Below are 13,353 nucleotides of genomic sequence, written 5' to 3'. Positions count from 1 at the left end.
GAGTCGGCGGTTACTTGATGTCGGCGATGTCGACGGTCCAGACCGGGTTGAGATCGAGGGTGGTGATCTCCGAGGTCGTGACGGCGTACTGGCCGGGCTGGATGACCGGGATGAACGGTCCCGTCGCGTTCGCGGCGTTCTGCCAGGCCTCGTAGGCGGTCTTGCGGGCGTCGTCCCCGCTCGCAGCCGAAGCGGCATCGGCGGCAGACGTGACAGTGGCGTCGCTTCCCGCAGCCCAGCCGGCGCGGAGGCCGAGTGACTCACCCGGGTTGAAGACGAGGTAGTCGGCCGGGTCCGGGTAGTCCGGGCCCCAGTACATGATGCCCGACTGGAGCTTGCCCGCACGGAACGCGTCGAGGAAGGTCGAGATCGGTGACGGAGCGAGCGTCAGCGTGACGCCGACATCCTTCAGCTGCGACTGGATGGCCTCGGCAAGGGTCTGCATCTGCAGGCCGTTGACCGTGATGTCGTTCGGGTACGAGAACGTGACCGGCTGGCCCGAGTATCCGGATGCCGCAAGCGACGCCTTCGCCTTGTCGATGTCGAAGACGTTGGCCGGGTCGCTCGTGATCGCGCCGAGGAACATTGACGGAACCATGCCGCCGGGCTGCGTCGAACCTTCACCGGCGATCGACAGCAGCTTGCTGTAGTCGATGCCCTGGCGCACAGCCTTCACGAAGTCGGCGTTGTTGGTGACGCCGGCACCGACGGCCGGGTCCTGGTTGTACCAGCTGTAGATCAGGTACGGCGAGGCGTTCTTCAGCACCTTCACGGAGCTGTCCACGCCCTGCACCTGGTCGGCGTTCAGGTCGAGGGCGACCTGGGCCGAACCGGCCTGCACGTTGATCTTCTGCGTGGGGCCCTCGACGTTCTCGAGCACGACGCGGCTGTAGGCCGGCTTGGTGCCCGCGTAGTTCGGGTTCAGCGCGAACGCGACCTTCGTGGTCACGTCGTACGACTCGAGCTGGTACGGGCCCGACCCGGCCGACGTCGTGTTGAGGAAGGCTTCGGCCGCGTCATCCGCACCGGTCGTGCCGCCGTTGGCCTTCAGAACCTTCGAGTTCACGATTCCGAGCGAGGGGTTCGGCAGGATGAACGGCAGGGCCGGATTCGAGGTGGCACTGGTGAGCGTGATGGTCTTGTCGTCGACCTTCGCTACGGTCACGCCGTCGAGCAGGAACGACGGGTTGCCCGCGATGCCCTGCACGCGCTGCAGCGAGAAGACGATGTCGTCGGCCGTGACCGGGGTGCCGTCGGAGAAGGTGTGGGTGCCATCCATCGTGAGGGTGAGCACCGTGTTGTCGGCGTTCTCCTCGAACGTGGCGATGCCGGGGACGACCTTCGTGACGTCGCTGCCGTTGAAGTCGAGGACCGTCTCGTAGATCGCCTTGTCGACGATGCTGCCGGTGAGTTCGAACGCCCGGGCCGGGTCACTCGTCTTGAGGTCGAACGACTTGTCGATGACGAGCGTCTTGTCGGCGGCGCCCGTCGACGAGGTCGACACCGAGTTGTCGGTGCAGGCCGAGACGGCGAGCACCGAGGCGAGGCCGATGGCCACGAGGGCGGTGACCCTGGCGGGTCTGGTGGGTAGTTTCACGGGAAGAACCTCTCGAGCAGAGTGCAGGTGATGTGAGTGCAGGTGATGTGAGTGCAGGTGATGTAGCGGTGTGATGCGTGCAGTGATGCGTGCTGTATTACCCTTTATACGCCTCGGACGTTTCGATTGTATTTCTTCGGCCGGCTCTGGCCTTTCGATTGGCGCGTCGGTTCGGGCGCCAGGAGGCTTCCGGCGGCGTCAGTCGGCGGGTGCCGGCCCCACCGTGGCGCCCGGGCGGGGCACTGCCGCCTGGCCCGGGCCGGTCGTCTGGCCCGGGGCCTCGGCGGGCGCGGGCGCCGGCACCTGGCTGCCGTCGCTCGTGTAGACCGTGACCGTCGAACCGCGGCCCGCGGAGCCCGAGGGGGTGGTGCGGGCGACGGTGCCGGCGCGCTGGTCGGAGGCCGTGGATCCACCGTCCTGGAACTCGAAGCCCGCACCCTCGATGGCCGCGCGCGCCGCGGAGACCGACTGGCCGACGACGGACGGGATCGACACCTGCACGCCCTGCACGAGGGCACGGTCGGGGGCCGGGAACGCGTCGCCGCCGTACTTGCCGTCGGCGGCGAGCATGTATCCGCGCCAGACGAGGTGCCGGAGGCTGGCCCCGTTCGTGCCGTCGATCGACGTGTTGCGGAGCGACACCTCACCGACCACGTTGCCCACCCAGACCGCCGTGGTGAGCTTGGTCGTCGAGCCGACGAACCAGGTGTCCTTCTCGGAGTTGGTGGTGCCCGTCTTGCCGAAGTGCGGGATGCCGTTCCGGGGGTTGGATGCCGTGGCCGTGCCGCTCGTGACGACGCTGGTGAGCGCGTAGGCCATGGTCGCGGCGATCTCCGGCGAGACGGCGGGGGTGCAGGACGCCGGCGGCAACGCGAGCTCGGCGCCCGCGGAGTCCACGATGCGGGCGATCGAGACGGGCGCGCAGTAGACACCCTCGTTGGCGACGGCAGCGAAGGCCGCCGCCATGTCGAGCGGGGCGATCTCGTTCGTGCCGAGTACATCCGAGGGGTACGAGGTCAGCTCGTCGCCGTCGGCCCGCGCCACCCCGAACGCCTCGGCGGTCTTGCGGATCTCGCACTGGTCGAGGCGCTCGGCCATCGTCAGGTAGGCGTTGTTCACGCTCGACGCGGTCGCGTTCAGCACGCTGATCGTGCCCGGGTTGCCGCCGCCGTCGTTCTTCGACGAGTAGGTGCCGGGCCCCGGGCCCTGGCAGGAGTTCTCGAAGTCCGAGATGGTGAACGTGCGCTGGTTGCCGTTCACCCGGTCGTTCAGCGCGTTTCCCTGTTTCAGCCACTCGGCGAGAGTGAAGATCTTGTAGGTCGAGCCGACCTGGAAGCCCGTGGATCCGCCGTCGGGGAACCGAGTGCCGTAGTTGACTGCGGTGCTCTCGGGAGTCGCCGCGCCGGGGTCGGTATTGTACTCCTTGTTCTGGGCCATTGCGAGCACCCTGCCGGTGCCGGGCTCGACGGTCACCAGCGACGCTCCGAGGTCGAGTGCGCCGCTCGAGCGCGGAACGTACTCGTCGAGCTGTGCGTGGGCCGCTGTCTGCAGATCCACATCGAGCGTGGTGTAAACGTCGTACCCGCCGCGGTCGAGGTTCTTGGCGACGCCCGCCTCGTCTGTTCCGAGCAGCGCTCTGTTGACGATCTGGCGCCCGACGTAGTCGCAGAAGAAACCGGCCCCGAGACTGTTGGCGGTCGAGCATCCGGTCGACACCTCCGTGATCTGCGGCGCGACCGGCGTGGCGAGCGCCTCCTCGTACTGCGCCTGGGTGATCGTGTTGGCCTTCAGCATCGCCGGGAGGATGTCGAGGTCGCGGCGCGCCTGGTTCGAGGCGATGTTGTCGGGGTCGTCGAGCCGCAATCCGTTCGGCTCGTTCACGATGGCGATGAGACTGGCGGCCTGCGCGAGGCTGAGGTTCGCGGCATCCACACCGTAGTAGCGTTTCGCGGCGGACTGGATGCCGTAGGTCACCCCGCCGAAGCTTGCGATGTTGAGGTAGCCGAGCAGGATGTCGCTCTTCGAGAACTGTTTCTCGAGGCCGATCGCGAGCTTCATCTCCTTGAGTTTGCGGTCGATGGAGGTCTGTGTGGCCTGCTGGTAGGCGAGGGTGCGCTCGGCCTCGTCAGTGATCGCCTCCGCACGCTGCACCAGGATGTTCTTCACGTACTGCATCGAGATCGTCGACGCCCCCGACTCGACGCCGCCGGATGCCGCGTTGCCGAGCGCCGCACGCACGGTCGCCGCCACGTCGACGCCGCCGTGCTGGTAGAAGCGCGGATCCTCGGTGGAGACCACGGCGTCCTTCGCGAACGGGGAGATCTGGGCCCAGGCGACCTCCTCCCTGTCCTGCTCGAAGACCGAGGCGAGCAGCACATTCGCCCCGGTGCCATCGACGGCGTAGATGTTGCTCTTCTGCGGAAGCTGGTCGGGCCGGATGTAGTCGGGCAGGCTCGTGAACACCCCCAGCGTGCTGGTCGCACCCACCCCCGCGACGGCGACCACCGGCGTGATCATGGCGGTCACGAGCAGGCCCGCGATCGCACTGAGGCCGACAAGGCCGGTGGCGGCCCCGATCTTCGCGCCCACGGCGCGGCCGACGCGGGAGCCGCGGGAGGTGCTTGGGGTGCTTGAGGTGCGGGTGGTGCTGTTGCTGGGGTGCTGCGTCATGTGCTCGGACTCTCGGATGCATCGGTGCTCGGCTGTGGGGGGGGTGTGACGGACGACGGCCGCTGGGTGGCCGCTTCCGTTCCGGCCGCTGGGCGGCCCCGTGCCCGAGCTAGGTGCGGTTGATCGAGAGGAGGAGGGTGACGGTGCGGCCGGCGGGTACGGCGTGGCCGGCTGCGGTTCCGGATGCGCGGGGGGTTAGCCCGACGGCAAGTGACGTCGGCGAGGCGAGGCCCGCCTGGAGCACCCCGGCGGCGGCGAGCGGTGTTGCGCCCTGGCGGTGGCGCGCGTCGCGGTGCAGGGGGGTGGCCGCGGCGGAGAACAGTGGCGCGTCGGCGGACAGTGGCGCGTCGGCAGCTTCCGCCGCTCCTGCGCCTTCCGCGTCGGCGGCTGTGACGGGTGCGGGTGCGGCCGGAGCTGGCGCGGCGATGCGCGTGGCCGAAGCCGAAGCGGTGGCTGCGGGAGCGGACTGCGAAACGCACAGGAGCGCCACCACCAGCGCGAACAGAATCACGGCCACACGACGGGAGCGAAGCGAGAGCGAAGGCTGCGCGGCGAAGCTCAGTGCTGTCACGGTCTCCCCCGGCGGTCGTGTGGCGGTCTGCTGTCGCCCTCAGCAAAGCACCCGAATATGGGAAAGAGGTGCAGGCGCTCCCGCCAGCCGCTTCCCACCCACCTTCCCACCCCACCTTCCCACCCCACCTTCCCCCACCCCCACCGTTGCGCTCACATTTGTCGCTTCCGCGCCTGCGCGCGCACCAGCGGAAGCAACAAATGTGAGCGGAACCGTGGGCGGGGAGGCGGGCGGGACGAGAGTCAGGGAGCGAGGGCCGCGGCCTTCGCACGCAGCACAGCGCGCTCGCGCGAGTTCCCGGCGAGCGCCGCCGCCGTGGTGAGTTCTGAGCGGGCCTCGTCGGTGCGTCCGAGCTGGGAGAGGAGCTCGCCCCGCACGCTCGGCAGCAGGTGCGACCCGGCGAGCGCCCCGCCCGAGGCGAGCCGGTCGACGATCAGCAGCGCGGAGGCGGGCCCGGTCGCCATCGACACCGCGACCGCCCGGTTGAGTTCGACCACCGGGTTCGGGGCGAGCTGGCCGAGCGCCTCGTAGAGCAGCACGATGTGGGCCCAGTCGGTTCCGTCGACGTTCGGCGCGGTCGCGTGACGCTCGGCGATTGCCGCCTGCAGGGCATAGCTGCCGCGACCTCGGCCGAGTGCATCCGATCTCGCAAGCAGGGCGCGCCCCCGCGCGATCTGGGAACGGTCCCAGCGACTGCGATCCTGGTCGACCAGGAGGATCGGCGTGCCGTCCGTCTGCACTCGTGCCCCGAAGCGGGACGCCTGCAGCTCCATCAGCGCGACGAGGGCGAGCACCTCCGGTTCGCGGGGAACGAGCGCCGCCAGGACGCGGCCGAGGCGGAGGGCCTCATTCGCGAGGTCGACGCGCATCCAGTGCTCTCCGGATGTCGCCGCATATCCCTCGCTGAAGATGAGGTAGACCGCGCCGAGCACGGAGCTGAGGCGCGCGGACCACTCGCCCGGATCGGGCACCTCGAACGGCACACGCGCGGCGGAGAGCGTCTTCTTGGCGCGGGTGATGCGCGCCTGAACCGTCGCGACCGGTACGAGGAACAGCCGCGCGATCTCCTCCGTGGTGAGCCCGCCGACGATGCGGAGCGTCAGAGCGATCTGCGCCTCGCGCCCGAGCACGGGGTGGCAGGCCGTGAAGATGAGTCGCAGCACGTCGTCGTCGATCGGCTGCCAGGCGGCATCGTCTGCGGGCAGGGCGGCCGTGCCCGAGCCGAGGTCGAGACCCAGCTCCTGGTAGCGGGCATCCAACCGTTCGCGTCGTCGCCAACCGTCGATCGCCTTGCGCTTCGCGACCGCGGTGAGCCAGGCGGCGGGGTTTGAGGGAATACCGGCCGACGGCCACTGCGTGAGCGCGTCGACAACGGCCTCGTGAGCCAGGTCTTCGGCATGGCCGATGTCGCCGGTGAGGCGTGCGAGGGTTCCCACGATGTGGGCGCTCTCGATGCGCCACACGCCGTCGACCATGCGGGCGACGGCGGCAGCGGCAGCGGCGTCGGCAGCAGCGGCAGCTGTTCCGGCCTCAGCCACAGCTCACGCCTGGCCGTTCGCGTCGCGCCAGGCCGCCTCGTTCTTCATCGCATCGGTGTCGCTGAACTCGGCGAAGTCGCTCATCTCCGAGACACGGCGCACCTCGAGCTTCGACCCCGCGCCGAGCGGCGCGCGGGAGGCCCACTCGGCTGCCTCCTCCTTCGAGCCGACCTGCAGGATCCAGAAACCGCTGAACAGTTCGTGGGTCTCGCCGTACGGGCCGTCGGTCACGAGGGGTGCCTCGCCGGCGAAGTCGACGACGAAGTTGTCGGTCATGCTGTCGGCGAGACCTTCGCCCGCGAGCAGTACGCCCGCCTTGGCCAGGGCGTCGTTGTAGACCCCCATCTGCTGCATGATCTGGGCGAAGTCAGCCTGTTCGTAGGCGGCCTTGGCTTCGTCTGTCGCTCGCATGATCAGCATGTACTTCATGGGGTTCTCCGTTTCGGTGCGGGCCGCGGAATGCGTGCTCCTACTATGACGTCGAACGGGATGCGGCGGAATCGACACGGGCCGGAAAGAATTCCCACCACTTCCGCCAAGCCCGTCAGAAGACCGTCAAGGAAGCGTATGAAGTCCGTCAGGACTCCGCCGAAGGTCGGAATCCGAATCTAGCCTGAGCCCATGACCCAGTACCACTCCCTCTTCGCCGCACACCACCACCCGGCAACGGCCTTCGCCTCCCGCACCGCCGAGCACCTGCTGGAGGGACCGCACCGCTGGGGCAGCATCGACGTCAGCCCCGCCGGGCGTACATCGTGGAACCGCACGCGGCTCACCGTCTACCCTCCGGGCACCACCCACGCCGAACGCCGCGCCCTGCACTTCTCCCGCACCTGGCCCGTCGTCGGCGCGGTCGTGGCTCTCTTCACGCTCCTCGCACTCAGCGCGTACACCGCTGCCCCGGCCGCGACCGCCGCCGCGGTAGCGGTGTACGCGCTCGGGCTCCTCGCCGGCTTGCGGATGACCCGAACCCTCCGACCACGGCTGAAGTGCCTGACCGTGGTCACCATTCCGCTCGGCGGCGGCATGGAGACGATCGGCGACGTCGACTTCTACCAGGCGGCCACCGACCGCCTGCGGGCCCTCGACGACAGGAACGACCGCGGACTCGTGACCCCGGCCGAGTACGAGTTCTGCTGCACGCAGATCTACAACGCCATGCCCGAGCAGGCAGCGGCACGGGCACGGGCACAGGCACAGATGCCGATGCCGATGCCGGCGAAGCTCAGGACAGGTCGCGGTCCCGGTCGCGGTCCCGGTCCCGGTCGCGCACCGCGAGCGCACTGAGGCGCTCGTTGTAGGCGAGCAGCTCGGCCTCGCCGGTGCGTGCGGCGTTCCGGTCGTAGCGTTTCGCTTCGCGTTCCTCCGAGGTGATCCACTGCCGCACGACGGCGAGCGTCACGAAGAGCACCGGCAACTCCCCCGCGCCCCAGGCGATGCCACCGCCCACGTGCTGGTCGGCGAGGAGGGCCGCATCGTCGGTGTAGCCGAGGGCGTGCCACCAGTCGATGGCGAAGATCGTGTCCGACGACATGATGGCGAGCCCGAAGAAGGCGTGGAAGGCCAGCGTCGCCAGCAGCAGGATGATGCGGAGCGGGTAGCTCGGCCGCTGGGGTCCGGGGTCGACTCCGATGATCACCCAGAAGAACAGGTACCCGGTGGCCAGGAAGTGCAGGCACATGAAGACGTGGCCCTGGTGGGTGTCGAGCGAGAACTCGAACCAGTCGGTGTAGTAGAACACCACGAGGCTGCCGGCGAAGAGGATCCCCGCGACGGCAGGGAAGGAGATCACCCTCAGGAACCGGGAGTGCACGACCACGAGCATCCATTCGCGGAGCCCCCTGCTGTGGTCGTGCCGCTTCGGCAGCGCACGGAGGGCGAGCAGGATCGGCGCCCCCAGCACGAGCAGCGGAGGCACGAACATCATCAGGCCCATGTGCTGGATCATGTGGGTACTGAAGCTGACCTGCCCGTAGACGCCCGGCCCGCCGCTGGTCACATACGCCAGCAGCACACAGCCGACCAACCAGGAGGCGGTGCGGCCGACGGGCCACGCGTCACCCCGACGGCGCAGACGAACGACTCCGGCGAGGTAGCACCCCGCGAGCACCGCTGCGCCGCCGAGGAAGGCCCAGTCGGGGTGGATGGCGGTGAGCATCCGGCCGATCGTCGCGGGCTCGGGGAACGGGAATCCGAGCAGGGAGAGCTGCACATCCGTCGCCGCGACCGACCCCTGCGACACCGGCGGCGCACTCTTCGACAGGGCGACCGACACCCCGATCGCGACGGCCATGAAGACGACCTCGGTGACGGCCAGCCGGATGAAGGCCCGGTGGTCGGCCGGGTCCTTCCTGAGCTTCGGGATGATGAGCTGGCGCTGCCAGAACCCGGCGAGCCCGAGGAGGATCAGGATGACCGACTTCACCACGATCAGCAGCCCGTAACTCTGCAGCAGGTCGGCGGGCGACGAGATCCGGAGGGAGGCGTTGATGAGTCCGGAGAGCGCGACGGCCACGAATGCCCACGCGGCGAGCACGGAGTATCGGCCGATGACCACGGCAAGGTCACGGCCGAGGCGCTTCCGGAGCAGGATCAGCCCGATGAGTCCGCCCACCCAGGTCGAGACCCCGAGCAGATGGATGGCGAGGCTGTCGACGGCGTTGGCGTGCTCGTCGGAGCCCGCGGCGTGCCCGGAGAGCGCGAGCGGCAGGAGGGCGAGCAGGGCCACGGCCGCAGCGAACGCGATCACCGACACCCGCTTGCTGACGAGCAGCGTCACGAAGACGACAAGCACCCCGATGACCGAGACGAGCAGGGACTGGCCGAGTTCGATCCCGGTGGCGAAGAAGAGGAACTGCTTGGCGAACCGCTCGTCGGTGACGGGTACGCCGATGGTGGTCGCCGCGGTGAACACCAGCACGGCGATCCCGGCGGCGGCCCAGACAGCCGCGGCTCGGGCAGCCCAGCGCGCGGCCGACCACTGGGAGTACGACGCGATGCCCGGCACCCGGTTCTGGCCCGGAAGCACGAACGTCGCCAGCAGAAGGAGGCCCACCGTCACGGCAGCGGCCCCGTCGTGGATGACGCGGGCGATCGGCAACCCGCGCGTGACGAGCAGCCCGGGGTCGATGAAGGTGTAGTTCGAGAACGCACCGGTGAGCGTCAATCCGGCGAGCGTCAGCGCCACGGCGAGCGGGATGCTGGCGAGCAGCACGGCCTCGGGCCAGCCGAGACGGGGCAGGGTGAAGGGGAGGTGCGTCGGTTCGGGGAATTCGGGGTCGGCTGGGTGGGTCACGCGGGTACTTCTTCCCGGATCGGGGTGTGGAGTCGCAAGAGGGGCACGCACGGTGCGCGGGCGTCGAGATGGATGCACGCCCGCACACCGTGGTGCGTCGGGAGTCGGGCTGCTACCGGCCTGCGGGGCGTTTGCGGGTCAGTGCCACGACGGCCACGACGAGGGCGATCGCACCGAGCGCGAGCCCGCCGATGCCGACGCCGGTCGCGATGGCCACGGTGCTGCCGGATGCCGTGTCAGCTGTGGGCGCGGAGGTCGCCGACACCGTCGCCCCTGCCGCGCCGGCCTCGGCCGGCGGCGCGTCGTTGATGTAGAGCGTCGGGGCCGGCAACTCCGGCTCCACACCCGACGCCGGTGTCGCCTCTGTCCAGTCGACGACACTCCCGTCGGAGTAGGTCTGGTGGGCCGGCAGAGCGATGCTTCCCGTGTCGGGAACGGGGCCCGCCGAGATCGAGAACAGCTGGAAGGCGCCCGGCGCCACGGCGGAACCGGCGTCTGCCGTCCAGACGATCTTCGTCGGAGCCTCCGTCACGGTTCCGTCGTCGGTCACGACCGGGGTCGGCAGCGTCGAGGTGATGACCTCCACGCTCCAGCCCGGGAGGGGCTGGTACGAGACGCTGCCGAACGGGGTGTCGGTCGGCAGGTCGACTTCGAGCTTGGTGGTGGATGCTGTCGCCGACTCGGTCGGAACCTTGAAGGTGAGCGTGGAGTAGCTGCCGGCGACAGCCTGGTCGGGGGTGACCCTGACGTGCGCGCTGGCCGACAGCGGCGCGGCGAGGGCCAGCAGGCCGGCCGCCGTGAGAGCGGTGGTGTAACGGATGAGGGTGCGTTTCTGCATGGTGAAGGTGTCCTTGACGGTGTGGGTGAGTAAGTGGGTATGAGGAGGACCGCCACCGACACCGAACGCACGAAGCAGAGCGTCAGGCCGGGGCGGGGATCCCGGCCGGCGGCCCCCGGTGCCGCATCGCGCCCAGGAAGACGCCGAGGTCGCGGAAGTGCGAGGGTTCGGGCACGATGCGCCCTGCAACGGATGCGCCTACCGCACGGGGTTCGACGAACGGCAGGGCGACGAGCATCCGGAGGCGGAGCGTCGCGCTCCGGATGAGCCCGCGCACGCTCGACTCACCGCGCACGAGCGCCAGCACGGTGACCAGCGCGGCCGCAGCGTGCGCCGCCCACATCCACGAGTGGCCCTGCATCAGAGCGTCGCCGGCCATGGACAGGCTGCCGCCGCCAGCCGCAGCGGAAGACGCAGCAGCCGTCGCAGCCGCAGTCGGGTCGGTGACGAACGAGACCGCGCCCCCGTGGTGGCCCGACATCACCGCGGTCGTGGCCGACGGGCCGCCGAGGCTGAAGACGAGGTGGAACACGAGCTGGCTGAGGCCGACGGCGATGCTGATCCTCAGCACCGAGAGCGAGCGGCCGGCCAGGGCGACACAGGCCAACGCCGCGAACGCGATCCCGAGCGAGAGGCCGACGATGCCGGGGGCGGTTCCACCCACAGCGACGTGCGAGAAGGCGGCGACGAAGGTCGCGAAGCAGGCCGCGACGAGGCCGCGCAGTGTGCGCGCCATCCTGTCGCTCATGGGGCCTCCCGCAGATCGTCGCCGATGCTCAGTCTACAGAGCGTAGAACAACCGCGCCGAGCCGTCCGCAGCCCGCCGTCGACCGGGCGATTCCGTCGGGGCGTAGGAGAAGCGTAAGGATCCCGCTCCCCAGCGTTAGGGAACCGTGAAGACCGTGAAGACGACGCCTTCCGAGGTGTCTAATCGTGTGCTGTAGCAGTCCTGCCACCACCTCACCACATCACCACCCGGATGGAGCCTCCCGTGCTTGACGTCTTTTACGTAGCCGGCATCATCGTGCTGTTCGCGATCGTTGCCCTCGTGGCCAGGGGGGTCGAGAAACTGTGATCGTCTTCAGCATCCTCGCGGCTGTCCTCGCCGTCGCTGCCCTCGGCTACCTCGTGTACGCCCTCGTGAAACCGGAGCGTTTCTAACCCCCATGGACACTTTCTTCGCCATCCTCCAGGTCGCCTCCCTGGTGCTCCTGCTCGTGCTCATCCACCGCCCGCTCGGCGACTACATGGCCATGATCTACACCGGGAAGCGCGACCTCCGCGTCGAACGCGGCTTCTACCGCGTCATCGGGGTCGACTCCCAGAGCGAGCAGACCTGGCGCGCCTACCTCCGGAGCGTGCTCGCGTTCTCCCTCGTCGGCGTGCTCATCCTGTACGCCATCCAGCGCCTGCAGGCGGTGCTGCCAGAGTCGCTCGGCATGCCCGCGATCCCCGAGGGCCTGAGCTTCAACACGGCCATCTCGTTCGTCACGAACACGAACTGGCAGTCGTACTCGCCCGACGTGACGATGGGCTACAGCGTGCAGCTGGCCGGCCTCGCCGTGCAGAACTTCGTGTCGGCCGCCGTCGGCATCGCTGTCGCCATCGCCTTGGTGCGCGGCTTCGCCCGCCGTCGCGAGGGCACGATCGGCAACTTCTGGGTCGACCTCACCCGCGGCATCCTCCGCCTGCTCCTGCCGTTCGCGATCCTCACTGCGATCGTCCTCATCGCCGGCGGCGTCATCCAGAACTTCAACGGCTTCACCGACGTGACCACCCTCACCGGTGGCACGCAGTCGATCCCGGGCGGGCCGGTCGCCTCGCAGGAGGCCATCAAGATGCTCGGCACGAACGGTGGCGGCTTCTTCAATGCGAACTCGTCGCACCCGTTCGAGAACCCGACGGCGTGGACGAACCTGGTCGAGATCGTGCTGATGCTCGCCATCCCGTTCAGTCTTCCCCGCACCTTCGGCCGCATGGTCGGCGACACCCGGCAGGGCTTCGCGATCCTCGCGGTCATGTCGACCATCTTCGTCGTGTCCCTCACTGCCCTGACGCTCTTCGAGAGCTCTGGCGCCGGCTCTGCTGCCCAGGCCGCCGGCTCGGCGATGGAGGGCAAGGAGGACAGGTTCGGGATCTTCGGGTCGACGCTGTTCGCCACGACCTCCACGCTCACCTCGACGGGCGCCGTCAACTCGATGCACGACTCGTTCACCGCCCTCGGCGGCATGATGCCGATGCTGAACATGATGCTCGGCGAGGTCGCCCCGGGAGGCGTCGGATCGGGTCTCTACGGAATGCTGATCCTCGCCGTGATCGCCGTCTTCATCGCCGGCCTGCTGGTGGGCCGTACGCCCGAGTACCTCGGCAAGAAGCTCGGGCCGCGCGAGATCAAGCTGGCGAGCCTGTACATCCTCGTCACGCCGACGATCGTGCTGCTCGGCACCGCTGCGAGCTTCGCGATTCCGGGTATCCGGGACGACGTGACGACCACGTCGATCTGGAACCCGGGCGTGCACGGCCTCAGCGAGGTGCTCTACGCGTTCACCTCGGCAGCGAACAACAACGGATCGGCGTTCGCCGGCATCACGGCGAACACCCCGTGGCTGAACACCGCGCTCGGCGTCGCCATGCTGCTCGGCCGGTTCCTGCCGATCGTGCTCGTACTGGCCCTTGCCGGCTCTCTCGCCGCCCAGGACAAGATCCCCGCCACCGCCGGCACGCTGCCTACCCACCGCCCGCAGTTCATCGGGCTGCTGGTCGGCGTCACCGTCATCATCACCGCACTCACCTACTTCCCGGTCATCACGCTCGGGCCGCTCGCCGAAGGGCTGCAGTAACACT

11 protein-coding genes are annotated in these 13,353 nt (G+C 69.1%); 3 read left to right on the top strand and 8 right to left on the bottom strand.

The features are described 5' to 3' along the window. Window positions 1-10 precede the first annotated feature (10 nt). From B7R21_RS04890 to B7R21_RS04870, 5 genes are all read right to left on the bottom strand, one after another. Window positions 11-1,597: an ABC transporter substrate-binding protein gene (locus B7R21_RS04890; RefSeq protein ID WP_116282116.1), complete on the bottom strand. Its 1,587-nt coding sequence runs from the start codon at window positions 1,595-1,597 to the stop codon at window positions 11-13. A gap of 198 nt (window positions 1,598-1,795) precedes the next feature. Further along, window positions 1,796-4,267 (bottom strand): transglycosylase domain-containing protein, encoded by a 2,472-nt coding sequence (locus B7R21_RS04885; protein ID WP_116282115.1) that lies wholly within the window; start codon window positions 4,265-4,267, stop codon window positions 1,796-1,798. Between the two features lie 109 nt (window positions 4,268-4,376). Continuing rightward, window positions 4,377-4,838, bottom strand: a complete 462-nt coding sequence (locus tag B7R21_RS04880; RefSeq protein ID WP_116282114.1) for a hypothetical protein — start codon at window positions 4,836-4,838, stop codon at window positions 4,377-4,379. A 242-nt stretch (window positions 4,839-5,080) separates the two neighbouring features. Further along, on the bottom strand, window positions 5,081-6,313 hold the full coding sequence (locus B7R21_RS04875; protein ID WP_116282235.1) for an RNA polymerase sigma factor: 1,233 nt from the start codon (window positions 6,311-6,313) through the stop codon (window positions 5,081-5,083). Window positions 6,314-6,379: 66 nt separating this feature from the next. After that, complete coding sequence (locus tag B7R21_RS04870) at window positions 6,380-6,805, bottom strand: YciI family protein (protein WP_116282113.1); 426 nt, start codon at window positions 6,803-6,805, stop codon at window positions 6,380-6,382. Window positions 6,806-6,997: 192 nt separating this feature from the next. On the opposite strand from B7R21_RS04870, the gene B7R21_RS04865 reads away from it, so the two are divergent. Continuing rightward, on the top strand, window positions 6,998-7,663 hold the full coding sequence (locus tag B7R21_RS04865) for a DUF6611 family protein (protein ID WP_116282112.1): 666 nt from the start codon (window positions 6,998-7,000) through the stop codon (window positions 7,661-7,663). Here the strand turns inward: B7R21_RS04865 and B7R21_RS04860 are convergent. The 3 genes from B7R21_RS04860 to B7R21_RS04850 all read right to left on the bottom strand — a co-directional run bounded on the left by B7R21_RS04860 (window position 7,602) and on the right by B7R21_RS04850 (window position 11,257). Beyond that, window positions 7,602-9,671 (bottom strand): bifunctional copper resistance protein CopD/cytochrome c oxidase assembly protein, encoded by a 2,070-nt coding sequence (locus B7R21_RS04860; protein WP_253259638.1) that lies wholly within the window; start codon window positions 9,669-9,671, stop codon window positions 7,602-7,604. The two genes, B7R21_RS04865 and B7R21_RS04860, sit on opposite strands and share 62 nt — an antisense overlap. A 112-nt stretch (window positions 9,672-9,783) precedes the next feature. Beyond that, window positions 9,784-10,509, bottom strand: a complete 726-nt coding sequence (locus B7R21_RS04855; RefSeq protein ID WP_116282110.1) for a YcnI family copper-binding membrane protein — start codon at window positions 10,507-10,509, stop codon at window positions 9,784-9,786. A gap of 82 nt (window positions 10,510-10,591) precedes the next feature. Beyond that, window positions 10,592-11,257, bottom strand: coding sequence for a hypothetical protein (locus tag B7R21_RS04850; RefSeq protein WP_147305808.1), 666 nt, complete (start codon window positions 11,255-11,257; stop codon window positions 10,592-10,594). Between the two features lie 323 nt (window positions 11,258-11,580). Here B7R21_RS04850 and kdpF point away from each other — a divergent pair, with 323 nt between their 5' ends. Beyond that, window positions 11,581-11,670, top strand: coding sequence for a K(+)-transporting ATPase subunit F (gene kdpF, locus B7R21_RS04845; RefSeq protein WP_116282108.1), 90 nt, complete (start codon window positions 11,581-11,583; stop codon window positions 11,668-11,670). A 5-nt stretch (window positions 11,671-11,675) separates the two neighbouring features. Then, a complete protein-coding gene (kdpA, locus tag B7R21_RS04840) occupies window positions 11,676-13,349 on the top strand; it encodes a potassium-transporting ATPase subunit KdpA (RefSeq protein ID WP_116282107.1) in 1,674 nt (557 codons plus the stop codon). Window positions 13,350-13,353 lie beyond the last annotated feature (4 nt).

The organism is Subtercola boreus (assembly GCF_003399625.1).
Classification (GTDB): Bacteria; Actinomycetota; Actinomycetes; order Actinomycetales; family Microbacteriaceae; genus Subtercola; species Subtercola boreus_C.
This window is presented reverse-complemented; position numbering and strand designations above follow the sequence as displayed.